Origin of the sequence: Enterobacter sp. ZOR0014 (genome assembly GCF_000798855.1) — a bacterium.
GTDB lineage: Bacteria > Pseudomonadota > Gammaproteobacteria > Enterobacterales > Enterobacteriaceae > Enterobacter > Enterobacter kobei.
This window is the reverse complement of the sequence record NZ_JTLF01000287.1, coordinates 1-20,943: the sequence shown is the minus strand read 5'-3', so window position 1 is coordinate 20,943 and position 20,943 is coordinate 1. Positions and strand designations below refer to the sequence as shown.

General features: G+C 58.0%; 22 protein-coding genes and 1 riboswitch. Of the genes, 12 read left to right on the top strand and 10 right to left on the bottom strand.

The genetic code is table 11. From position 1 onward, the window contains the following. Positions 1–57 precede the first annotated feature (57 nt). A complete protein-coding gene (locus L977_RS15260) occupies positions 58–534 on the bottom strand; it encodes a kinase inhibitor (protein WP_047626097.1) in 477 nt (158 codons plus the stop codon). A 48-nt stretch (positions 535–582) separates the two neighbouring features. Further along, on the bottom strand, positions 583–1,872 hold the full coding sequence (gene bioA, locus L977_RS15255; protein WP_416174157.1) for an adenosylmethionine--8-amino-7-oxononanoate transaminase: 1,290 nt from the start codon (positions 1,870–1,872) through the stop codon (positions 583–585). Positions 1,873–1,958: 86 nt separating this feature from the next. Between bioA and bioB the strand changes: the two genes are divergently transcribed. Genes bioB through bioD form a run of 4 tightly spaced genes read left to right on the top strand, consistent with a single transcriptional unit; the run spans position 1,959 to position 5,586 of the window. Further along, positions 1,959–2,999 (top strand): biotin synthase BioB, encoded by a 1,041-nt coding sequence (gene bioB / locus L977_RS15250; protein WP_008501133.1) that lies wholly within the window; start codon positions 1,959–1,961, stop codon positions 2,997–2,999. Then, entirely contained in the window at positions 2,996–4,153 is a 1,158-nt protein-coding gene (bioF, locus tag L977_RS15245; protein WP_014883073.1) for an 8-amino-7-oxononanoate synthase, read from the top strand. Before bioB ends, bioF begins: the two co-directional genes overlap by 4 nt. Next, positions 4,137–4,892 (top strand): malonyl-ACP O-methyltransferase BioC, encoded by a 756-nt coding sequence (bioC, locus tag L977_RS15240; RefSeq protein ID WP_014883074.1) that lies wholly within the window; start codon positions 4,137–4,139, stop codon positions 4,890–4,892. Before bioF ends, bioC begins: the two co-directional genes overlap by 17 nt. After that, entirely contained in the window at positions 4,885–5,586 is a 702-nt protein-coding gene (gene bioD / locus L977_RS15235) for a dethiobiotin synthase (RefSeq protein ID WP_032645221.1), read from the top strand. Before bioC ends, bioD begins: the two co-directional genes overlap by 8 nt. Here the strand turns inward: bioD and L977_RS15230 are convergent. Then, positions 5,549–6,271: an ABC transporter ATP-binding protein gene (locus L977_RS15230; protein ID WP_047626094.1), complete on the bottom strand. Its 723-nt coding sequence runs from the start codon at positions 6,269–6,271 to the stop codon at positions 5,549–5,551. The two genes, bioD and L977_RS15230, sit on opposite strands and share 38 nt — an antisense overlap. Before the next feature lie 750 nt (positions 6,272–7,021). Here L977_RS15230 and uvrB point away from each other — a divergent pair. Then, complete coding sequence (gene uvrB, locus L977_RS15225; RefSeq protein ID WP_014883077.1) at positions 7,022–9,037, top strand: excinuclease ABC subunit UvrB; 2,016 nt, start codon at positions 7,022–7,024, stop codon at positions 9,035–9,037. Positions 9,038–9,110: 73 nt separating this feature from the next. Here uvrB and yvcK read toward each other — a convergent pair whose 3' ends face one another. After that, positions 9,111–10,019: a uridine diphosphate-N-acetylglucosamine-binding protein YvcK gene (gene yvcK, locus L977_RS15220; RefSeq protein WP_045281104.1), complete on the bottom strand. Its 909-nt coding sequence runs from the start codon at positions 10,017–10,019 to the stop codon at positions 9,111–9,113. Positions 10,020–10,245: 226 nt separating this feature from the next. Continuing rightward, a riboswitch (molybdenum cofactor riboswitch) is annotated at positions 10,246–10,380 on the top strand. Here yvcK and moaA point away from each other — a divergent pair. The 6 genes from moaA to L977_RS15190 all read left to right on the top strand — a co-directional run bounded on the left by moaA (position 10,368) and on the right by L977_RS15190 (position 13,847). Further along, entirely contained in the window at positions 10,368–11,357 is a 990-nt protein-coding gene (moaA, locus tag L977_RS15215) for a GTP 3',8-cyclase MoaA (RefSeq protein ID WP_047626093.1), read from the top strand. Its footprint overlaps the riboswitch before it by 13 nt. Before the next feature lie 24 nt (positions 11,358–11,381). Continuing rightward, positions 11,382–11,894 carry a molybdenum cofactor biosynthesis protein B gene (gene moaB / locus L977_RS15210; RefSeq protein ID WP_032637144.1) on the top strand — a complete coding sequence of 171 codons (513 nt, stop codon included), beginning with the start codon at positions 11,382–11,384 and terminating at the stop codon, positions 11,892–11,894. 3 nt (positions 11,895–11,897) lie between these two features. After that, the gene (gene moaC / locus L977_RS15205) at positions 11,898–12,383 is read left to right on the top strand and encodes a cyclic pyranopterin monophosphate synthase MoaC (protein WP_014883081.1); all 486 of its coding nucleotides are present in this window, start codon (positions 11,898–11,900) and stop codon (positions 12,381–12,383) included. Next, the gene (gene moaD, locus L977_RS15200; protein WP_045269735.1) at positions 12,376–12,621 is read left to right on the top strand and encodes a molybdopterin synthase sulfur carrier subunit; all 246 of its coding nucleotides are present in this window, start codon (positions 12,376–12,378) and stop codon (positions 12,619–12,621) included. Before moaC ends, moaD begins: the two co-directional genes overlap by 8 nt. 1 nt (position 12,622) lies before the next feature. Next, a complete protein-coding gene (gene moaE, locus L977_RS15195) occupies positions 12,623–13,075 on the top strand; it encodes a molybdopterin synthase catalytic subunit MoaE (protein WP_014883083.1) in 453 nt (150 codons plus the stop codon). Positions 13,076–13,139: 64 nt separating this feature from the next. Beyond that, complete coding sequence (locus L977_RS15190) at positions 13,140–13,847, top strand: Bax inhibitor-1/YccA family protein (protein WP_014883084.1); 708 nt, start codon at positions 13,140–13,142, stop codon at positions 13,845–13,847. An 89-nt stretch (positions 13,848–13,936) separates the two neighbouring features. Here the strand turns inward: L977_RS15190 and L977_RS15185 are convergent, their stop codons facing one another. The 3 genes from L977_RS15185 to L977_RS15175 are packed head-to-tail and all read right to left on the bottom strand — an operon-like array spanning position 13,937 to position 16,895. Further along, positions 13,937–14,899: a lysylphosphatidylglycerol synthase transmembrane domain-containing protein gene (locus L977_RS15185; RefSeq protein ID WP_014883085.1), complete on the bottom strand. Its 963-nt coding sequence runs from the start codon at positions 14,897–14,899 to the stop codon at positions 13,937–13,939. After that, on the bottom strand, positions 14,899–16,137 hold the full coding sequence (gene clsB / locus L977_RS15180) for a cardiolipin synthase ClsB (protein WP_014883086.1): 1,239 nt from the start codon (positions 16,135–16,137) through the stop codon (positions 14,899–14,901). Before clsB ends, L977_RS15185 begins: the two co-directional genes overlap by 1 nt. Continuing rightward, positions 16,134–16,895, bottom strand: coding sequence for an endonuclease/exonuclease/phosphatase family protein (locus L977_RS15175; RefSeq protein WP_023332454.1), 762 nt, complete (start codon positions 16,893–16,895; stop codon positions 16,134–16,136). Before L977_RS15175 ends, clsB begins: the two co-directional genes overlap by 4 nt. A gap of 132 nt (positions 16,896–17,027) precedes the next feature. Between L977_RS15175 and L977_RS15170 the strand changes: the two genes are divergently transcribed. Next, positions 17,028–17,438 carry a YbhQ family protein gene (locus tag L977_RS15170; RefSeq protein WP_014883088.1) on the top strand — a complete coding sequence of 137 codons (411 nt, stop codon included), beginning with the start codon at positions 17,028–17,030 and terminating at the stop codon, positions 17,436–17,438. On the opposite strand, the gene L977_RS15165 is transcribed toward L977_RS15170, so the two are convergent. The 3 genes from L977_RS15165 to L977_RS15155 all read right to left on the bottom strand — a co-directional run. Next, positions 17,400–18,506, bottom strand: a complete 1,107-nt coding sequence (locus L977_RS15165; RefSeq protein ID WP_023332455.1) for an ABC transporter permease — start codon at positions 18,504–18,506, stop codon at positions 17,400–17,402. The genes L977_RS15170 and L977_RS15165 overlap by 39 nt on opposite strands. 9 nt (positions 18,507–18,515) lie before the next feature. Next, complete coding sequence (locus L977_RS15160; protein WP_023332456.1) at positions 18,516–19,649, bottom strand: ABC transporter permease; 1,134 nt, start codon at positions 19,647–19,649, stop codon at positions 18,516–18,518. Continuing rightward, on the bottom strand, positions 19,639–20,943 hold a 1,305-nt coding region (locus L977_RS15155; protein ID WP_047626091.1), incomplete at its 5' end, for an ATP-binding cassette domain-containing protein. The genes L977_RS15155 and L977_RS15160, both read right to left, overlap by 11 nt.

Sequence of the window (20,943 nt, the reverse complement as noted above, 5' to 3'; positions counted from 1 at the left end):
CGGGCCTACGGGTGCAAAATGTAGGCCGGGTAAGGCGTAGCCGCCACCCGGCTTTTTTTACGAATACATCGCCGTAATCGACGCGCTACCAAGCGAATGGAAATGCACGTTAAAGCCTACCATCGCGCCACTCGCGCCTTCATCGACCTCAATCTTGTCCACATCCAGCGCATGCACCGTGAAGATATAGCGGTGGGTTTCCCCTTTTGGTGGCGCCGCGCCGCCGTAGCCCGCTTCACCAAAGTCAGTGCGCGTCTGAATAGCGCCTTCCGGCAGGGCGACCAGGCCGGAGCCGGAACCCTGCGGCAGCACGCGCGTGTCGGCAGGCAGGTTTGCTACGATCCAGTGCCACCATCCGGAGCCGGTTGGCGCATCCGGGTCGTAACAGGTCACGACAAAGCTTTTCGTGCCAGCCGGAACCTCATCCCACTCCAGGTGCGGGGAGATATTATCGCCCTGATACCCCATGCCGTTGAAAACGTGGCGTTCCGGCAGCTTTTCGCCGTCGCGCAGATCTTTGCTGATGATTTTCATACGGTTTACCCTCGTTAATCACTCGTTCTCGAAGTGTAACGCATAGGGCTAAATCGTGAAATGCGCGGGTATGTTGACCGCGTCGACTACCGCGGCGGTGAGCTTACGCAGCTGCTCAGCAGTGATGATATACGGCGGCATCAGGTAGATCAGCTTGCCGAAAGGCCGCACCCAGACGCCCTGCTCAACGAAGAAGCGCTGCAGCGCCGCCATATTCACCGGATGCGTGGTTTCAATTACCCCGATGGCGCCCAGCACGCGCACGTCCGCCACAAAATGGGCTCCCGAGGCGGCGCTCAGCTCGTCTTTCAGCTGCGCTTCAATCGCCGCGACCTGCGTCTGCCACTCCCCGCTCTCCAGTATGGCGAGGCTTTCACTTGCGACGGCGCAGGCCAGAGGGTTGCCCATAAACGTCGGACCGTGCATAAAGCAGCCCGCGTCGCCGTCGCTGATGGTGTCGGCAACATGACGGGTCGTGAGGGTGGCCGAGAGCGTCATGGTGCCGCCAGTCAGCGCTTTGCCCAGGCATAAAATATCCGGGGCGATACCCGAATGCTCGCAGGCAAACAGCTTCCCGGTGCGGCCAAAGCCGGTGGCGATTTCATCGGCAATCAGCAGAATGCCCTCGCGGTCGCACATCTTGCGAATACGCTTCAGCCATTCCGGATGATACATCCGCATTCCGCCTGCGCCCTGCACAATCGGCTCCAGGATCACGGCGGCGATATCATGACGATGTGCCGCCATGAGTCGCGCGAAGCCAACCATGTCCATCTCGTTCCACTCGCCGTCGAAGCGGCTTTGCGGGGCAGGCGCGAAGAGGTTTTCCGGCAGATAACCTTTCCACAGGCTGTGCATGGAGTTATCCGGGTCGCAGACCGACATCGCCCCGAAGGTGTCACCATGATAGCCGTTGCGGAACGTGAGGAAGCGCTGGCGCGTTTCGCCTCTGGCGTGCCAGTACTGCAGCGCCATTTTCATCGCCACTTCCACCGCCACGGAGCCGGAATCGGCCAGGAAGACACACTCCAGCGATTCAGGGGTCATTGCCACCAGGCGACGGCACAAATCCACCGCAGGTTGATGGGTGATCCCGCCAAACATGACGTGCGACATCTGGTCAATCTGGGCCTTCATCGCCGTGTTCAGGCGCGGGTGGTTATACCCGTGAATGGCCGCCCACCAGGAGGACATCCCGTCAACGAGCTGTTCGCCGCTGGCAAGGTGCAGCTCGCAGCCGTGGGCCGAGGCCACCGGATAGACGGGAAGAGGGCGGGTGGTGGAGGTGTAAGGGTGCCAGATATGTTGCTTGTCGAAGGCGAGATCGTCCTGGGTCATAATCGACTTGTAAACCATTTTGAAAAGTTTTAGGTTTACGAGTATAAACCGAACCGAAAATTAACAAAACCCTTTGGAGAAGCCCGATGGCTCACCACGCACGCTGGACGATGTCGCAAGTTACTGAATTATTCAATAAACCTTTCCTTGAGCTGATGTTTGAAGCCCAACAGGTGCATCGTCAGCACTTCGATCCGCGCCATGTTCAGGTCAGCACGCTGCTGTCGATCAAGACCGGCGCCTGTCCTGAAGACTGCAAATATTGCCCACAGAGCGCACGCTATAAAACCGGTCTTGAATCCGAACGCCTGATGGAAGTAGAGCAGGTGCTCGATTCCGCGCGTAAGGCGAAAAACGCCGGCTCGACACGCTTCTGCATGGGGGCGGCGTGGAAGAACCCGCACGATCGCGATATGCCGTATCTGGAGCAGATGGTGAAAGGGGTGAAGGAGATGGGCCTCGAAGCCTGTATGACGCTCGGAACGCTGAACGAAGAACAGGCGCAGCGCCTCTCGGCGGCAGGACTGGATTACTACAACCATAACCTCGATACCTCGCCGGAGTTTTACGGCAACATCATCACCACGCGCACCTATCAGGAGCGTCTGGATACGCTGGACAAAGTGCGTGACGCGGGGATCAAAGTCTGTTCCGGCGGTATTGTGGGCTTAGGTGAAACGGTGAAAGATCGTGCGGGTCTGCTGCTGCAGCTGGCGAACCTGCCAACGCCGCCGGAAAGCGTCCCGATTAACATGCTGGTGAAGGTCAAAGGCACGCCGCTGGCGGATAACGAGGACGTGGACGCGTTTGATTTTATTCGCACTATCGCGGTGGCGCGCATCATGATGCCGACCTCTTATGTACGCCTTTCTGCGGGCCGTGAGCAGATGAACGAGCAGACCCAGGCAATGTGCTTTATGGCCGGGGCCAACTCCATCTTCTACGGCTGCAAGCTGCTGACCACGCCGAACCCGGAGGAAGACAAAGATGTTCAGCTGTTCCGCAAGCTGGGGCTGAACCCGCATCAGACCGAGGTGCTGACGGGCGATAACGAGCAACAGCAGCAGCTGGAGCAGCAGATTTTCAATGCCGACACCGACCAGTTCTACAACGCGGCAGCAGTATGACCTGGCAGGCACGTATCCAGTCGGCGCTCGACGAGCGTCGGGCGACTGATGCGTTTCGCGTACGCAAGGTGGTCGAAAACGGCGCAGGCCGTTTTCTGACCCGCGACAGTCGGCGTTACCGTAACTTCTCCAGTAACGATTATCTCGGTCTTAGCCAGCATCCGGCTATCGTTCGCGCCTGGCAGCAGGGGGCAGAGCGGTTTGGCGTGGGCAGCGGTGGATCGGGGCACGTTAGCGGCTACACCCCGGCACATCAGGCGCTGGAGGAGGCGCTTGCCGACTGGCTGGGCTACCCGCGCGCGCTGTTGTTTATTTCGGGTTTTGCCGCCAATCAGGCGGTGATTACCGCCCTGATGGGGAAGGACGACCGCATTGTCGCCGACCGCTTAAGCCATGCCTCGCTGCTGGAAGCGGCAAGTTTGAGTCCGGCTCAGCTGCGCCGCTTTGCCCATAACGATGCGGGGCAACTCGCTGCGCTGCTGGATAAACCGTGCGAGGGGCAACAGCTGGTGGTCACAGAAGGGGTATTCAGCATGGACGGCGACAGCGCACCGCTTGCCGTACTGCACGAGGCTGCCAGACAGCAACATGCCTGGCTGCTGGTCGACGATGCCCACGGTATCGGCGTGACGGGTGATGAAGGGCGGGGAAGTGTTCACCAGCAAGGCGTCAGGCCGGAGCTGCTGATAGTCACGTTCGGCAAAGGTTTTGGCGTGAGTGGCGCCGCCGTACTGTGCAGCGAGTCCGTTGCAGACTATCTGCTGCAGTTTGCCCGGCACCTGATCTACAGCACCAGCATGCCACCGGCGCAGGCCGTGGCGTTGTCTGCGTCCCTGGCCGTCATTCGTAGCGCAGAAGGGGAGGAACGTCGCCAGCGGCTGGCAGAGCATATCTGCCGCTTCCGTCAGGGACTGGCGGCGCTTCCTTTCCGCAGTACTGATTCACAAAGTGCCATCCAGCCGGTGATCGTAGGGGAAAACGCGCAGGCGCTCTCCCTGGCACAAACGCTGCGCGATCGGGAGATGTGGGTCACGGCTATTCGTCCACCCACCGTACCGCCGGGCACGGCGCGTCTGCGGCTCACGCTGACGGCGGCGCACGAGACCGAGGATATTGCGGCACTGCTGGAGGCGCTGCATGTTGCCAGTCAATAAGCAGGCCATTGCGGCGGCGTTCGGCCGGGCCGCGCGCAGCTATTCACAGCACGATGAACTGCAGCGCCAGAGCGCACAGGGGCTGATGACGTTGCTCGGCGAGAGGCGCTTTACCCAGGTGCTTGACGCCGGGTGCGGCCCCGGCGGGAATAGCCGACTCTGGCGCGAGGCGGGAAGTCACGTGACGGCCATCGACCTGTCTCCCGCTATGCTGGATGAGGCGCGCCAGCAGCAGGCTGCGCATCGTTATCTGGTGGCGGACATCGAGGCGATTCCGCTGGCGGACGCGCAATTCGATCTGGTCTGGAGCCATCTGGCGGTGCAGTGGTGCAGCAGCCTGCCGCAGGCGTTGAGCGAGCTTTATCGCGTCGCCTGCCCGGGCGGCAAGGTGGCGTTTACCACGCTACTGGAAAGCTCGTTACCTGAGCTCAATCAGGCATGGCAGGCGGTGGATGAACAGCCGCACGCCAACCGCTTTTTGTCATATGAGCAGGTTATGCAGGCCCTGGCAGGCTGGCGCTATCGCAGTACGGTGCAGACCATCACTCTCGATTTTACCGATGCTTTAAGCGCGATGCGCTCGCTGAAGGGCATTGGCGCCACGCATCTGCATGCCGGGCGCGAGAAAAAACCGCTGACCCGGGGCCAGCTGCAGCGCCTTGAGCTGGCCTGGCCGCAGCAGCGGGGCCAGTTCCCGCTCTCTTATCAACTTTTTCATGGGATTATTGAACGTGACTGAACGTTATTTTGTCACCGGGACGGATACGGAAGTGGGCAAGACGGTTGCCAGCGCTGCCCTTTTGCAGGCGGCGCGAAAGCTTGGGAAAAACACCGCCGGGTATAAGCCTGTGGCTTCCGGCAGCGAGATGACGGCGGAGGGGTTACGTAACACCGACGCGCTGGCGCTTCAGCGTAACAGCACGCTCGAACTCGCCTATTCAGCGGTGAACCCGTATACCTTTGCCGAGCCGACCTCGCCGCACATTATCAGCGCCGATGAAGGCCGTCCGATTGATTTTGCCGTGCTCTCTGCCGGGTTACGAACCCTGGAAAGCCAGGCCGACTGGGTGCTGGTGGAAGGTGCAGGCGGGTGGTTTACGCCGCTCTCTCAGAACCAGACGTTTGCTGACTGGGTGCAGGCCGAGCAACTGCCGGTCATACTCGTTGTCGGCGTCAAGCTCGGGTGTATTAACCACGCCATGTTGACGGCGCAGGCCGTTCAGCAGGCAGGGCTGCGTCTCGCGGGCTGGATAGCCAACGACGTGGTCACGCCGGGCAAGCGACACCATGAGTATCTGACGACCCTCAAACGGGTGCTCCCCGCACCATTCCTGGGGGAGATCCCCTGGCTTGCAGACGATGCCGAACAGGCCGAAACCGGTCAGTATCTTGACCTCAGCGTCTTGCTTCCAGCGACATCCAGTGGGCAATAAGCTCATCGTTGAGTTCGTTAACGTGGCCCTGTGCCACGTTACGTCCGCGATAGAGCATGCAAAACCGATCCGCTACCCGGCGGATAAACGACAGCTGCTGTTCTGCTAGCAGCACCGTCATCCCAAGCTCCCGGTTTAGCCGTACCAGCAGTTGTGCAAGCTTATGGGCAAAGCCCTGGCCGGCACCGTGCATAGGTTCATCAAGAATCAACATACGCGGGCGATTGACCAGCGCATTTGCCAGAGCAAGCTGATACTGCGCCCCTGGCGAAAGGGCGTTGCCTCGCGTCTGACGCAGCGCGTAAAGTTCGGGAAAGAGCTCGTACACTTCACTTTTCGCTGCCGGGTCGGATTTATCCATCGCCCGCATGGCAATGTGCAAATTTTCCTCAATCGTCAGCTGAGAAAAAATCCGCCTGTCCTGCGGGACATAGCCAATCCCCGGTCCGGAACGTTGTTCGGCCGTCTGGCTGAGTAAATCACGCGGCGGCGCACCCGCTTCATGCCAGATGATGGTGCCGCTATCCACGGGCACTTTCCCGGCGATGCAATTCATTAGGGTGGTTTTTCCCATCCCTGGCAGGCCAACAACGCCGGTACACATCCCTTGCGGAAAATCTAAATCCACGTTCCATAGCGTATGTTGGCTTCCGTAAAACTGATTCACTGCACGCAGACTCAACATCTTTCTCTCCTTAAAAATGTGTCGGTGACGCTCGGTTTTTGATTGTGCAAAACCCCTGCCAGAAACCGTGAAGTGATTAAAAAAGCGGCTTTTTTAAGAATGTTCCACCACTAAGTGGGGTAAGGAAACCGGGAATTGCACATCGACGGTGCTGGCGGTGTTGAGTCGTGGTGCAGGGGAAAATGGCGGAAATGTGAGCAAGATCCCATCAGGTGGTTATGAATGACGCAACTGTTTATCGACAAAAAATAGCGATAAAAATTTTTTGTTGCCGTCTCGTGGGAAAATCCGGGAATTTGCCGAGCGGCACTCTGCACGGGCTGGAAGCAGTTATCCACTATTCCTGTGGATAACCATGTGCATTAGAGTTAGAAAACACGCGATAAGCGAGAGAAGACGCGGCTTTCGCCCAAATTGACGCGAAACGCGGCTTTAGAAAATATCGTTTGAAATTTAATTGCTTAGATAAAAGCAATTACCGTAATGAAAGTGTCACGCGCTGCCATAAAACTCTCATTACCTGGCTTGACAAATGTTAAAAAAGAAAAAGTTCTGGGGATAACCCACGTTGACTGGTTTTTTATCTCGTCAGAGTCGAAATTTTATCCATTAACGCGCTAATCCTTAAGCCGCTATGCTAAATATCCTGACATGCTACTGGTTTTTCATCCAGTGTTTTTTACTGGCATTCCTGGCAACAACGAGTAAAATTACTCACCTGCCGCTTATAACGTCATCAGGTCGTCGCCCATGAGTAAACCGTTCAAACTGAATTCTGCTTTCCGTCCATCTGGCGATCAGCCTGAGGCGATCCGTCGTCTGGAAGAGGGGCTGGAAGATGGGCTTGCGCACCAGACGCTGCTGGGGGTAACCGGTTCCGGTAAAACGTTCACCATCGCCAACGTGATCGCGGATCTTCAGCGCCCTACGATGGTGCTTGCCCCCAACAAAACCCTCGCGGCACAGCTTTACGGCGAGATGAAAGAGTTCTTCCCGGAGAACGCCGTTGAGTATTTCGTCTCCTACTACGATTACTACCAGCCGGAAGCCTATGTGCCGAGCTCTGACACCTTCATCGAGAAAGATGCCTCAGTGAACGAACACATCGAGCAGATGCGACTGTCGGCGACCAAGGCGCTGCTGGAGCGTCGCGATGTGGTTGTGGTGGCGTCGGTTTCGGCGATTTACGGCCTGGGCGACCCGGACCTCTATCTGAAGATGATGCTCCACCTGACGCAGGGGATGATCATCGATCAGCGTGCGATTTTGCGCCGTCTGGCGGAGTTGCAGTACACCCGTAACGACCAGGCATTTCAGCGCGGAACGTTCCGCGTGCGCGGGGAGGTGATCGACATCTTCCCGGCGGAATCGGACGATATGGCGCTGCGCGTTGAGCTGTTTGATGAAGAGGTTGAACGTTTATCGTTGTTTGACCCGCTAACCGGTCACGTTGAGTCGGTGATCCAGCGTTTTACCATCTACCCTAAAACGCACTACGTGACGCCGCGCGAGCGTATCGTGCAGGCGATGGAAGAGATCAAAGTGGAGCTGGCTGAACGCCGTAAGGTGCTTCTGGCGAACAATAAGCTGCTGGAAGAGCAGCGCCTGAGCCAGCGAACCCAGTTCGATCTGGAGATGATGAACGAGCTCGGCTACTGCTCCGGTATTGAAAACTACTCCCGTTTCCTCTCCGGTCGTGGGCCGGGTGAGCCGCCGCCGACGCTGTTTGACTACCTTCCGGCCGACGGCTTGCTGGTGATAGACGAATCCCACGTCACCATTCCGCAGATTGGCGGGATGTACCGCGGTGACCGCGCGCGTAAAGAGACGCTGGTGGAGTACGGGTTCCGTCTGCCGTCGGCACTGGATAACCGTCCGATGAAGTTTGAAGAGTTTGAGGCGCTGGCGCCGCAGACTATCTACGTGTCGGCCACGCCGGGCAACTACGAGCTGGAGAAATCGGGCGATGAGGTGATTGATCAGGTGGTTCGTCCGACCGGGCTGCTGGATCCGATTATCGAAGTGCGTCCGGTGGCGACCCAGGTGGACGATCTGCTCTCTGAGATCCGCAAGCGTGCCGCCATCAACGAGCGTGTGCTGGTGACCACGCTCACCAAGCGTATGGCGGAAGACCTGACGGAGTATCTGGAAGAGCACGGCGAGAAGGTGCGTTATCTGCACTCGGATATCGATACCGTGGAGCGTATGGAGATCATCCGCGATCTGCGTCTGGGTGAGTTTGACGTGCTGGTAGGGATCAACCTGTTGCGAGAGGGGCTGGATATGCCGGAAGTCTCGCTGGTGGCGATTCTGGACGCGGATAAAGAGGGCTTCCTGCGTTCCGAGCGCTCGCTGATCCAGACCATTGGCCGCGCCGCGCGTAACGTCAATGGCAAAGCGATTCTCTACGGCGATAAAATTACCCCGTCGATGGCGAAAGCGATTGGCGAAACGGAACGCCGCCGTGAGAAACAGCAGCGCTATAACGAAGAGCACGGCATTACTCCGCAGGGGCTGAACAAGAAAGTGGTGGATATTCTGGCGCTCGGTCAGAACATTGCGAAGACCAAAGCGAAAGGCCGCGGCAAGGCGCGTTCCGTGGTGGAAGAAGATACCGTCGTACTGACGCCGAAAGCGCTGCAGCAGAAGATCCACGAGCTGGAGGCGCAGATGATGCAGCACGCCCAGAACCTGGAGTTCGAAGAGGCGGCACAGATCCGCGATCAGCTTCATCAGCTGCGGGATTTGTTTATTGCGGCATCGTGAGTTGGTGATGTGTTTTCTCCCTCTCCCTGTGGGAGAGGGCCGGGGTGAGGGCAACAGGCCGCATAAAACGAACCTAACCCAGCGCCTGAATCGCCTTCTCCAGCGCTTCGCGCAGCAGATGGCGGTCGTGGCGGTATTTAATATCGCTGGCCTCCAGCGGCACCTGAATCACCACCCGCTCGCCGATACCGGAGACATCCACCTTAGGCCCAACCACCACGCCGTCGATGATTTTCTTGCCGACGTACTGCTCCATCAGGCTCAGTTTGTCTGCCAGCGACAGGCTTGCCGCCGCCGGGCTCAGCTCACGCCCCAGATTACCGATGTAAACCATCGGAGCAGGGGTGCGACGCAGCGCCTGCGCCAGCTCTTTGACCAGCAGGATCGGCATCAGGCTGGTATAAAAACTGCCCGGGCCAATCAGGATTAAATCCGCTTCGCCAATCGCTTCGACGGCTTCACGCGTCGCCGGTACGCTCGGGTAGGTCATCAGCTCTTTGGGCGGCAGCAGAAGCTGGTCGATATTCACTTCGCCGTACACTTCGTGATCGTCAGCATCAATGGCCATTAAATCCACCGGCTGTTCAGACATCGGGATCAGGAACGCATCCACTTTCAGCAGATTTCGTATCAAGTTGATGGCTTCAAGCGGGCGCACGCTCAGGTGATCCAGCGCCTTAAGCATTAAATTTCCAAGGTTATGCCCGGAAAGTTCCCCGTTGCCGCCAAAACGGTACTCAAACATCGCTGATGCGACGCTCGGTTCGGTAATCAGCTGGTTGAGACAGTTGCGCATATCCCCCCAGGCGATGCCGCCTTCGGCACGTCTGATCCGCCCGGTTGAGCCGCCATTATCGGTGGTTGTCACTATCCCTGTCAGCCTTGAGCCCAGTGACGACAAAGAGGACATCACCCGGCCCAGACCGTGGCCTCCGCCAAGAGCGACCACTCGGTCAAGATCCGCAAAAGTGCGATTACGCATACCAATTCCTTATCACGTTTGATCTGCGTAACACTACCTGAACTACCCCTAAAAGACGATGCCTCATACGAAGCAAAATGACGTATATCAATGCGAAAAGAGGGTTTTTAGGTATTCTGTAGCGAAAATGCACGATTGAGTCGCTATATACATAATTATATAGCGAAAGGCGATGATGGCGAAGTGAGAATTTCCGCGCTACTATCGCCATAACCACGTTTTCGAATTTGAAAACATACACTCTAGCCTTTGTGCCTGTGTCGAAAGATATGGCGCTCTGGCCGTGGCGGATCTGCCACCAGGGTACAGAAAGAAATGACTGTGCCTCCCGTATCTGGAAAGGTGTACATGGCTTCACAACTGACTGATGCTTTCGCGCGTAAGTTTTATTACTTACGTCTGTCGATTACCGATGTGTGCAACTTCCGTTGCACCTACTGCCTGCCCGACGGTTACAAACCGGGCAGCGTCACCAATAACGGCTTTCTCTCCGTGGATGAGGTGCGCCGCGTTACGCGCGCGTTCTCCGGGCTTGGCACCGAAAAGGTCAGGCTGACCGGAGGCGAACCTTCTCTGCGCCGTGATTTCCCCGACATCATTGCCGCCGTGCGTGAAAACGAACATATCCGCCAGATTGCGGTGACCACCAACGGTTACCGGATGGCGCGTGATGTGGCGACCTGGCGCGACGCGGGCTTAACCGCCATCAACGTCAGCGTGGACAGCCTCGATGCCCGCCAGTTTCACGCCATTACCGGCCAGGACAAGTTCCGCCAGGTGATGGACGGCATCGACGCGGCATTTGCGGCCGGGTTCGAGAAAGTCAAAGTCAATACGGTGCTGATGCGTGATGTGAACCATCATCAGCTCGATACCTTCCTTGCGTGGATAAAATCCCGCCCCATCCAGCTGCGTTTTATCGAGCTGATGGAAACCGGTGAGGGCAGTGACCTGTTCCGCCGCCATCACATTTCCGGCATGGTGTTGCGCGACGAGCTGCTCAAACGCGGCTGGATCCACCAGATCCGCCAGCGCAGCGACGGCCCGGCGCAGGTCTTCTGCCACCCGGATTACGAGGGTGAGATTGGGCTTATCATGCCCTATGAGAAAGACTTCTGCGCCAGCTGTAACCGTCTGCGCGTCTCCTCCGTGGGCAAGCTCCATCTCTGCCTCTTCGGCGACGGCGGCGTAGATCTGCGCGATCTGCTGGAAGACGATGCTCAACAGGAAGCGCTTGAAGCGCGCATTTCTGAAGCGCTGACGCACAAAAAACAGACCCACTTCCTGCATCAGGGCAACACCGGCATTACTCAGAACCTGTCTTATATTGGCGGGTGATCAGGCTTAAGAAGGAATCAGAAGATGAGTCAGGTAAGCGCAGAATTTATCCCGACACGCATTGCTATTCTTACCGTTTCCAACCGCCGTGGCGAAGAGGATGATACGTCCGGCCACTGGCTGCGCGAGGCGGCCCATGATGCGGGGCATCACATCGTCGATAAAGCGATTGTGAAAGAGAACCGCTACGCCATTCGCGCGCAGGTTTCGCAGTGGATTGCCAGCGATGAAGTGCAGGTGGTATTGATCACCGGCGGCACCGGTTTTACCGCAGGCGATCAGGCGCCTGAAGCGCTGATCCCGCTGTTTGACCGCGAAGTGGAAGGCTTCGGCGAAGTGTTCCGCATGCTCTCCTTTGAGGAGATTGGTACCTCCACGCTGCAGTCGCGCGCCGTCGCCGGGGTGGCCAACAACACCCTGATTTTCGCCATGCCGGGCTCGACCAAAGCCTGCCGTACCGCATGGGAAAACATCATCGCCCCGCAGCTGGATGCCCGTACCCGTCCGTGTAATTTCCATCCCCATTTAAAGAAATAAGCTATGTCACAACTGACCCACATTAACGCCGCCGGCGAAGCGCATATGGTGGATGTCTCCGCCAAAGCGGAAACGGTGCGCGAGGCGCGCGCGGAAGCGTTCGTTACCATGCAGCCGGAAACGCTGGCGATGATTATCGACGGCAGCCACCACAAGGGTGACGTCTTTGCCACCGCCCGCATCGCCGGTATTCAGGCCGCCAAGCGCACCTGGGACCTCATTCCCCTTTGCCATCCGCTGATGCTTAGCAAGGTGGAAGTGAACCTGCAGGCGCAGCCGGAGCATAATCGGGTGCGCATTGAGTCCCTGTGCCGCTTAACCGGGAAGACCGGCGTTGAGATGGAAGCCCTGACGGCAGCCTCCGTTGCCGCGCTGACCATCTACGACATGTGTAAAGCGGTGCAGAAAGATATGGTGATTGGCCCGGTTCGCCTGCTGGCAAAAAGCGGCGGCAAATCCGGTGATTTTAAGGTGGACAGCCATGATTAAGGTGCTCTTTTTTGCCCAGGTGCGGGAGCTGGTGAATACCGACAGCCTGACGCTGGAGGGCTCTTTTGAAAACGTCGCCGCCCTGCGTGCGCATCTGGCCGCACAGGGCGAACGCTGGGCGCTGGCGCTGGACCAAAGTAAGCTGCTGGCCGCCGTGAACCAGACGCTGGTTGAGTTCAGCCATCCGCTAACCGCAGGGGATGAAGTGGCCTTCTTTCCGCCGGTCACAGGGGGTTAAGATGGCTGAGACCCGAATTCTGGTGAGCCCGGCGCGTTTTAACGTGGGGACAGAATATGACTGGCTGGCCGAGCGTGACGAAGACGGCGCGGTCGTGACGTTCACTGGCAAGGTGCGTAACCACAACCTCGGTGACAGCGTAAAGGCGCTGACGCTGGAGCACTACCCGGGCATGACGGAGAAATCGCTGGCGGCCATTGTGGAAGAAGCGCGAGGCCGCTGGCCGCTCGGGCGCGTCACGGTGATCCACCGCATCGGCGAGATGTGGCCAGGCGAAGAGATTGTCTTCGTGGGCGTGACCAGCGCGCACCGCGGCAGCGCGTTTGCGGCAGGGGAGTTCATGATGGATTACCTAAAAACTAAAGCGCCGTTCTGGAAGCGGGAAGCGACGCCGGAAGGGGAGCGCTGGGTGGAATCCCGCGATAGCGATAAACAAGCCGCCAGCCGTTGGTAGTCGGTTGACGTGGATGTGTTAATCTTAACGTGTGTGTCTACTTAATCTTAATCAGGAGTGAATCATGGACCGATTTCCGCGTTCCGATTCAATAGTACAGCAGACCCGTAGCGGCCTGCAGACGTATATGGCTCAGGTGTACGGCTGGATGACAGTTGGCCTGCTGCTTACCGCGTTTATCGCGTGGTATGCGGCGAACACGCCTGAACTGATGATGTTTATCTTCTCCAGCAAAATCACCTTCTTTGGGCTGATTATCGCGCAGCTGGCGCTGGTGTTTGTCCTCTCCGGGCTGGTGCAAAAGCTCAGTGCGGGGATGGCGACCACGCTGTTTATGCTCTATTCGGCGCTAACGGGGCTGACGCTTTCCAGTATTTTCATCGTCTACACCTACTCCTCCATTGCCAGCACGTTTGTGGTAACCGGCGGAATGTTCGGCGCGATGAGCCTTTACGGCTACACCACCAAACGTGACCTGAGCGGTTTCGGCAGCATGCTGTTTATGGGGCTGATCGGGATTGTGCTGGCGTCGCTGGTGAACCTGTGGCTGAAGAGTGAAGCGCTGATGTGGGCCGTGACCTACATCGGTGTGGTGGTCTTCGTTGGGCTGACGGCGTATGACACCCAGAAGCTGAAAAACATCGGCGAGCAGATCGACGTGCGCGACAGTTCAAACCTGCGCAAATACTCGATTCTGGGCGCGCTGACGCTCTATCTGGACTTCATCAACCTGTTCCTGATGTTGCTGCGTATTTTCGGCAACCGTCGTTAAGGTTGTTTTGCCGGGTGGCGGCTTCGCCTTACCCGGCCTACGAAACGCGAACCGTAGGTCGGGTAAGGCGAAGCCGCCACCCGACTTATTCACTTCGCTAACATCCTCTCATTCTTCGCCCGTAGTTTCTTCGCCCGACTCTCCAGCACCAGATAACAGACCGTGGCCAGCGCCAGCGGCAGGAAGTAATAGAGCATGCGGTAGGCGAGCAGGGCGGCAATAATCGCTCCCTGAGAAACATGCTCTCCGGCCAGAAGCGCAATGAACACCGCCTCCAGCACCCCAATCCCCGCCGGGATATGCACAATAACCCCGGCGATACTGCTCACCAGCAGCACGCCCAACACGAAGAAGTAATTCACGTCCTCGCCAATCAACAGCCAGATAATTGCTCCCATCGCCATCCAGTTAGCGCTGGATACCGCCATCTGCAGCATGGCAAACTTCCACGACGGCAATACCAGTTTCTGCCCTCTGAGGGTCATATGACGGCGTTTAGCAAACGCGCAGGCCCACAGATAAAAAGCGATAATCAGCAGCAGCACGATGCCGAGAATACGCAGCGTGGCTTCATCGATGTACCAGTGCGCGGGCAGCTGGACCACGCCGATGGTGAAAATCACCCCGCCGAGCAGAATATAGCCCAGCCAGTTAGTGGTGATGCTCAGGGAAAAAATGCGGGTTATAGTCCCGCCCGGCAGCCCGAGACGCGAGTAGAGGCGATAGCGCATGCCAATCCCCCCGACCCAGGTACTCAGCGTCAGGTTGAAGGCGTAGCAAATAAACGACACCAGCATCACCTGGCGTTTAGCCAGCTTGTGGCCGCAGTATGCCCGGCCCAGCAGGTCGTAGCAGCCGTACATCAGGTAGCTCACGATCACCAGCCCTGTCGCGCCCAGCAGCACCATCCGGTTGTAGTTGCGGATAACCTTCCACACCTCCTCCCAGTCAACTTTTTGGGCATACACTACCAGCAGCACGGCGACCGCAATAAAGAACACCCAGGTGAGAATTTTTTTCGCCAGCCGCCAGCGCGGATGTGATTTCGACATCAGGGTTTGCCTCCATCTTCCGCTTCAACGCGGTCCTGGGTTTCCATTTCGGGTTGTACCGGCGGGTCCACCTGCGCCAGCTTCGGCGTATGCGCTGGCAGCCAGCCGACCATCGCCGGGAAATGACGCAGGAAGTGGAACACCACTACGCTGATGCCCAGGTTCCACCAGGTGCGTTTCGGCACCATAGACTCATCCACGCGCACGCAGTCGTTAACAATCAGGGCCTGCAAATTATCCCGCAGGGTCTGATTAAACTGGCGATCGTGGATGATCAGGTTAGCTTCGAGATTCAGCGATAAGCTCAGCGGATCCAGGTTGCTGGAGCCGACGGTGGCCCAGTGATCGTCCATCAGCGCGACTTTGCCATGTAGCGGCCGACGGCGATATTCGTAGATCTGAACGCCGCCTTTGACCAGATAGTTATACAGCAGCCGCGCGCCAACTTTGACTATCGGCATATCCGGCTCGCCCTGCACAATCAGCTTCACCCGTACGCCGCGCCGGGCCGCATTACGCATGGCATGCAGCAGGCGATAGCCCGGGAAAAAGTAGGCGTTAGCAATGATCACTTCGCGCTTCGCGTTGGCGAGCATCTTCAGGTAATGGCGTTCAATATCGTCCCGGTGCTCGCCGTTATCGCGCCAGACGAAAAGGGCCTGCGCTTCGCCGGGCTTGCGGTTCTCCTCCGGGCGATGGCGGCGTTTCCACCAGCGGCGAACGGCCTCTTTCCCCGGCAGGTTCTCCAGTTCGAATAATACGATGTCCTGTACTACCGGGCCCTCAATGCGAATGGCGTAATCCTGTTTTGCTTCCGGGCCGTAGTCGGACATATGTTCAGCGGAGTAGTTAATGCCGCCGACAAACGCCACCGTCTCATCCACCACCACAATTTTGCGGTGCATCCGCCGGAAAAGGTTGGTACGCATGCCAAACAGGCGCGGGCCGGGATCGTAGTAGCGGAACACCACGCCCGCAGCGGTCAGTTCATTCACGAACCCGTCGCTGAGGTCCGGTGAGCCATAGCCGTCCAGCAGCGCTTCAATTTTGACGCCGCGCCGGGCGGCACGCAGCAGTACGCTGTGTAACTGTTTGCCCACGTCGTCCTCGAACCAGATAAAGGTTTCGAGGATCACTCTCTGCTTAGCGTTATCAATCGCCTTAAAGACGGCCGGGTAATACTCGTCGCCGTTGACCAGCAGCGAGATCCGGTTGCCTTCCTGCCAGGAACATTTCATAAGTGGATCTCCGCGCTGAGCGGGGCATGGTCGGACAGATGTCGCCAGTTAAGTAAGGCCAGCGCCGTCGGGCTGCTGGCATGGGCATTTTTCACGTAGATACGGTCCAGGCGCAGCAGGGGAAAGCGCACCGGGAACGTCCGTGCCGGGCGACCATGGGCCCGGGTAAAAATCTCCTCCAGCCCTGCATTGACTTTCAGAGGATGGTTCGCGCGCTGCCGCCAGTCGTTAAAATCACCGGCCACGACCACGGGTTCTCCGTCGGGAAGCGCATTGGTCCAGTCAGCCAGCATCTGTAGCTGCGCCTGACGGTGGGCTTCGCGCAGGCCAAGATGCACGCAACCGACATGAATGGGCACCGTGAGTGCCGGTGGCGCGATGCGGCAGTATAGCAGCCCGCGCTTTTCGCTCTCACCCACGGAAACGTCCCGGTTCTCATAATGTTCGATAGGAAAACGTGACAGCACCGCGTTCCCGTGATGGCCTTCCGGATAGACCGCGTTGCGCCCGTAGGCGTAATCACTCCACATCGTGTCGGCCAGAAATTCATAGTGCGGCGTATCGGGCCAGTTCTCGAAATGCATGGGATGCACCTCGTGCGCGCCCATCACCTCCTGCAGGCAGACAATGTCCGCGCTGACGGTGCGAACCGCGTCGCGCAGCTCCGGTAAAATGAAGCGGCGATTAAATGCTGTGAAGCCTTTATGAATGTTTATCGTCAGCACTTTAAGCGAGAAATGCTGCATTTTTTGAGTCATAAGCCCCTTCCTGAGTGACTATCCCAATGAAAATAAAGTGTAGTCGGCGTCACAAAAAGATGCGGCGTTACGGAATTTTCCGTAAAGTGCGGTAGTCTGATTAAGCAGATAAAATCCTTCAGGAGAGAAGCCATGAAGTGGCAACAACGTGTTCGTGTCGCAACGGGGTTAAGTTGCTGGCAGATAATGTTGCATTTACTGGTCGTGGCCGTACTGGTGATGGGCTGGATGAGCGGCACGCTGGTGCGTGTTGGCCTGGGGCTATGCGTCCTCTATGGCGTCACCGTGCTGTCGATGCTGTTCTTACAGCGCCACCATGAAGCGCGCTGGCGCGAGGTGGGTGATGTGCTCGAAGAGCTCACCACCACCTGGTACTTTGGTGCCGCGATGATTGTGCTTTGGCTGCTGTCACGCGTGCTGCAAAACAACCTGCTGCTGGCCCTGGCGGGTCTCGCAATCCTTGCAGGGCCTGCGGTGGTCTCATTGCTCACCAAAGAGAAAAAGCTACGCAATGTTGCGTCTAAACATCGCGTACGCCACTGACCCCGTCGTGGCCGCTATGACCAGTAGCGGCCACAAACTCCCCCAGACAATATCCAGACTCGCATCCTTCAGATAGATCTGCTTGGTAATGTCCGTGAAGTGGCGTATCGGGTTTATCCATGTGATGTCCTGCAGCCACACCGGCATGTTCTCGACAGGGGAAACGTACCCGGAGAGCAAAATCGCTGGCATCATAAAGACAAACACGCCGATAAACGCCTGCTGCTGCGTCGAGCACAGCGCCGAAATTAACAGCCCAAACCCCACCAGCGACAGCCCGTAAATCACCATCGTGAAGTAAAACAGCGCCAGCGAACCGGCAAACGGGATTTGATAGGCCCAAATTCCCACGCCCAGCACGATAGTGGCCTGAAATGTCGCGACAATCAGCGCCGGCACCGCTTTGCCAACAAAGATTTGCCAGGTCGCGAGCGGGGAAACCAGCAGCTGATCCAGCGTACCTTGCTCCCGCTCGCGGGCGACGGACAGGGAGGTGACGATCATCACCCCGATGGTGGTGATCATGGCGATCAGCGACGGCACCACAAACCATTTGTAGTCCAGATTCGGGTTGTACCAGTTACGCACCACCAGCTCGCTGTTGTTGGGCTTCGGTTTGCCGTCCATCAGCTCCTGCTGATAATTCTTCACCACCTGCTGCAGATAGTTGGCCGCAATCTGGGCGCTGTTAGAGTTGCGCCCGTCGAGGATAAGCTGCATCGGCGCGGTCTGGAAGGTATCCAGGTTACGGGAAAAATCTGCCGGGAAGCGCACCAGCAGCAGGGCTTTTTGCGTATCGATGGTCGGCTGGATTTCCTGCGGGCTTTTCAGCAGCAGGATATGGGTAAACGCTTTTGCACGGGCAAAGCGCTGCGTCAGCTCGACGGAATGTTTACCGTTGTCTTCGTTGTAAATGGCGATGGTGGCGTTGGTCACCTCAAGCGTCGCGGCAAAGGGGAACAGCAAAACCTGGATCAGCACCGGCAAAACCAGAATGGCGCGGGTTTGCGGCTCGCGCAGCAGGGATTGCAGCTCTTTTCGTATTAACGTCCATAGTCGGTGAAACATGTTCGCTCCTTAATCCAGACGCCGTTTGGTTTTCAACCACGTCAATCCGATAAACATCACCGCTGACGCCATTAAAAACAGCGTGTTGATAATCAGCACCACCGGAATATTCCCCGCCAGGAACAGGCTTTGCAGCGTGCTCACGAAATAACGCGCCGGAATGATGTAGGTCACGGCGCGGATCACCGCTGGCATACTGTCTATCTGGAAAATAAACCCGGACAGCATGATCGACGGTAAAAAGGCGGCGTTGAGCGCCACCTGCGCGGCGTTAAACTGGTTGCGGGTGATGGTGGAGATGAGCAGCCCCATCCCCAGCGTGCTAAGTAAAAACAGGCTGGTGATAAAGAACAGCACCACCAGCGAGCCGCGGTACGGCACGCCGAGGATAAAGACGGCGACAAGCATGCAGAGCAGCATCGCCAGCATCCCGAGGAAGTAGTAGGGGATGAGCTTGCACAGCAGCAGCTCGACGCGCGTCACTTCTGTGGAGAGCAGCGCCTCCATGGTGCCACGCTCCCACTCGCGGGCGATCACCAGCGAGGTCAGGATCGCGCCAATCACCGTCATGATAATCGTCACCGCGCCCGGAATGATAAAGTGCTGGCTGATGGCGGCAGGGTTAAACCAGTAGCGTGTTTGCACGTCGATGAGCGGTTCAAACGTCTCCCCCCGGTCTTCGGCGCGCTGCATCTGCCATAGCTGCCAGATCCCCTCCACGTAGCCCTGAACGAAGTTCGCAGTGTTCGGTTCGCTGCCGTCGGTAATCACCTGGATCGGCGCGTCGGCATTCGCCCGCGCCATATTGGCGGCGAAATCCACCGGGATGACCACCAGCCCGCGAATTTTCCCGGCCTGCATCTTCTGGATCAGCGCCTGCCGGTTATCGCTGATGGTGGCGTCAATGTACGGCGAGCCGGTCATGGCGTGGGTGAAGTCCAGCGCCTCTTCGCTCTGCTGTTCCAGCAAAATGCCGACCCGCAGCTTGCTGGAGTCGAGGTTGATGCCGTAGCCAAAGATAAACAGCAGCAGCAGGGGGATCACCACCGCAATCAGCCAGCTACTCGGGTCACGCACGATCTGCCGCGTCTCTTTTATGCATAACGCGCGCACCCGGCGCCAGGAAAGGGCGTTACTGCGCATGGGCATTCTCCTTATCCCAGTCGTGGATGAGGGTGATAAACGCCTGCTCCATGGTCGGGTCTGGCACGGCATCGTCGGCGGCCTGGTTTTTCAGGTCGTCCGGGGTGCCGTGGGCAATCAGCTTGCCGCGATAGACCAGCCCGATGCGGTCGCAGTATTCCGCCTCATCCATAAAGTGGGTGGTCACCATCACCGTCACCCCTTTCTCCACCATGCTGTTGATATGTAGCCAGAACTCGCGGCGGGTGAGGGGATCCACCCCGGAGGTCGGCTCATCGAGGAAAAGAATATCGGGCTCGTGCATCAGCGAGCAGGCCAGCGCGAGGCGCTGCTTAAAGCCGAGGGGCAGTTCGTCGGTGGCGTGGGAGGCAATATTCGTTAACCCGAAGGCATCGCTCATGCGGCGGATTTTCTCGTTCTGCGCGCGCCCGCGCAGGCCGTACACGCCGGAGAAAAAGCGCAGATTCTGCTCGACGGTCAGGTTGCCATACAACGAGAATTTCTGTGCCATATAGCCCAGATGCTGGCGCGCCTTGCCGGAGCTGACTTTGAGATCCATATCCAGCACCAGCGCCTTGCCGGACGTCGGCACCAGCAGGCCACACATCATTTTAAAGGTGGTGGATTTCCCCGCGCCGTTCGGCCCGAGCAGGCCAAAAATCTCGCCGCGTTTTACCGCAAAGTTGACGTTATCGGTGGCGGCGAAATCGCCGAACTTTTTGGTCAGGGATTTGGCTTCAATCACCGTCTCGCCCGGCGTACCTTCAACCGTGTGGAGGATCGCGCCGAGAGGCGATTCCGATGTCCCCGCGCCGCCCAGCAGGTCGATGAACGCATCTTCAAAGCGCGGCGCCGTCTCTGCCATTTCAATTTCAGGCATGCCAGGCGCGCGGCGAATATCCTCGACGGTGGCCTCCTTTTTGAGGATTACGCGCACGGACCGACCCTGAATCATCCCGTCGCTCACCTGCGGCAGTTTCAGCACTCTCTGCAGCAGCCTGCGGTTGGACTCCTGCGGGCTGTGGAGGAGGAAACTGCGTCCGGCCATGCTCTGCGTCAACGTCGTTGGCTCGCCCTGATAAAGCAGCTCGCCTTCGTTCATCAGCAGCACGTCCCGGCACTGTTCCGCTTCGTCGAGGTAGGAGGTGCTCCAGAGGATCAGCATCCCGTCGCCTGCCAGCTCGTGCACCATCTGCCACAGCTCACGGCGGGAGATGGGGTCCACGCCGACGCCGGGCTCGTCCAGCAGCAGGACCTTTGGTTCGCCGACGAGCGTACAGGCCATGTTCAGATC

Excerpts from the sequence above, each read along its gene's own strand:
- L977_RS15260 (WP_047626097.1), bottom strand. The coding sequence starts at position 534 with ATGAAAATCATCAGCAAAGATCTGCGCGACGGCGAAAAGCTGCCGGAA.
- bioA (WP_416174157.1), bottom strand. The coding sequence starts at position 1,872 with ATGACCCAGGACGATCTCGCCTTCGACAAGCAACATATCTGGCACCCT.
- bioB (WP_008501133.1), top strand. The coding sequence starts at position 1,959 with ATGGCTCACCACGCACGCTGGACGATGTCGCAAGTTACTGAATTATTC.
- bioF (WP_014883073.1), top strand. The coding sequence starts at position 2,996 with ATGACCTGGCAGGCACGTATCCAGTCGGCGCTCGACGAGCGTCGGGCG.
- bioC (WP_014883074.1), top strand. The coding sequence starts at position 4,137 with ATGTTGCCAGTCAATAAGCAGGCCATTGCGGCGGCGTTCGGCCGGGCC.
- L977_RS15230 (WP_047626094.1), bottom strand. The coding sequence starts at position 6,271 with ATGTTGAGTCTGCGTGCAGTGAATCAGTTTTACGGAAGCCAACATACG.
- uvrB (WP_014883077.1), top strand. The coding sequence starts at position 7,022 with ATGAGTAAACCGTTCAAACTGAATTCTGCTTTCCGTCCATCTGGCGAT.
- yvcK (WP_045281104.1), bottom strand. The coding sequence starts at position 10,019 with ATGCGTAATCGCACTTTTGCGGATCTTGACCGAGTGGTCGCTCTTGGC.
- moaA (WP_047626093.1), top strand. The coding sequence starts at position 10,368 with ATGGCTTCACAACTGACTGATGCTTTCGCGCGTAAGTTTTATTACTTA.
- moaB (WP_032637144.1), top strand. The coding sequence starts at position 11,382 with ATGAGTCAGGTAAGCGCAGAATTTATCCCGACACGCATTGCTATTCTT.
- moaC (WP_014883081.1), top strand. The coding sequence starts at position 11,898 with ATGTCACAACTGACCCACATTAACGCCGCCGGCGAAGCGCATATGGTG.
- moaD (WP_045269735.1), top strand. The coding sequence starts at position 12,376 with ATGATTAAGGTGCTCTTTTTTGCCCAGGTGCGGGAGCTGGTGAATACC.
- moaE (WP_014883083.1), top strand. The coding sequence starts at position 12,623 with ATGGCTGAGACCCGAATTCTGGTGAGCCCGGCGCGTTTTAACGTGGGG.
- L977_RS15190 (WP_014883084.1), top strand. The coding sequence starts at position 13,140 with ATGGACCGATTTCCGCGTTCCGATTCAATAGTACAGCAGACCCGTAGC.
- L977_RS15185 (WP_014883085.1), bottom strand. The coding sequence starts at position 14,899 with ATGTCGAAATCACATCCGCGCTGGCGGCTGGCGAAAAAAATTCTCACC.
- clsB (WP_014883086.1), bottom strand. The coding sequence starts at position 16,137 with ATGAAATGTTCCTGGCAGGAAGGCAACCGGATCTCGCTGCTGGTCAAC.
- L977_RS15175 (WP_023332454.1), bottom strand. The coding sequence starts at position 16,895 with ATGACTCAAAAAATGCAGCATTTCTCGCTTAAAGTGCTGACGATAAAC.
- L977_RS15170 (WP_014883088.1), top strand. The coding sequence starts at position 17,028 with ATGAAGTGGCAACAACGTGTTCGTGTCGCAACGGGGTTAAGTTGCTGG.
- L977_RS15165 (WP_023332455.1), bottom strand. The coding sequence starts at position 18,506 with ATGTTTCACCGACTATGGACGTTAATACGAAAAGAGCTGCAATCCCTG.
- L977_RS15160 (WP_023332456.1), bottom strand. The coding sequence starts at position 19,649 with ATGCGCAGTAACGCCCTTTCCTGGCGCCGGGTGCGCGCGTTATGCATA.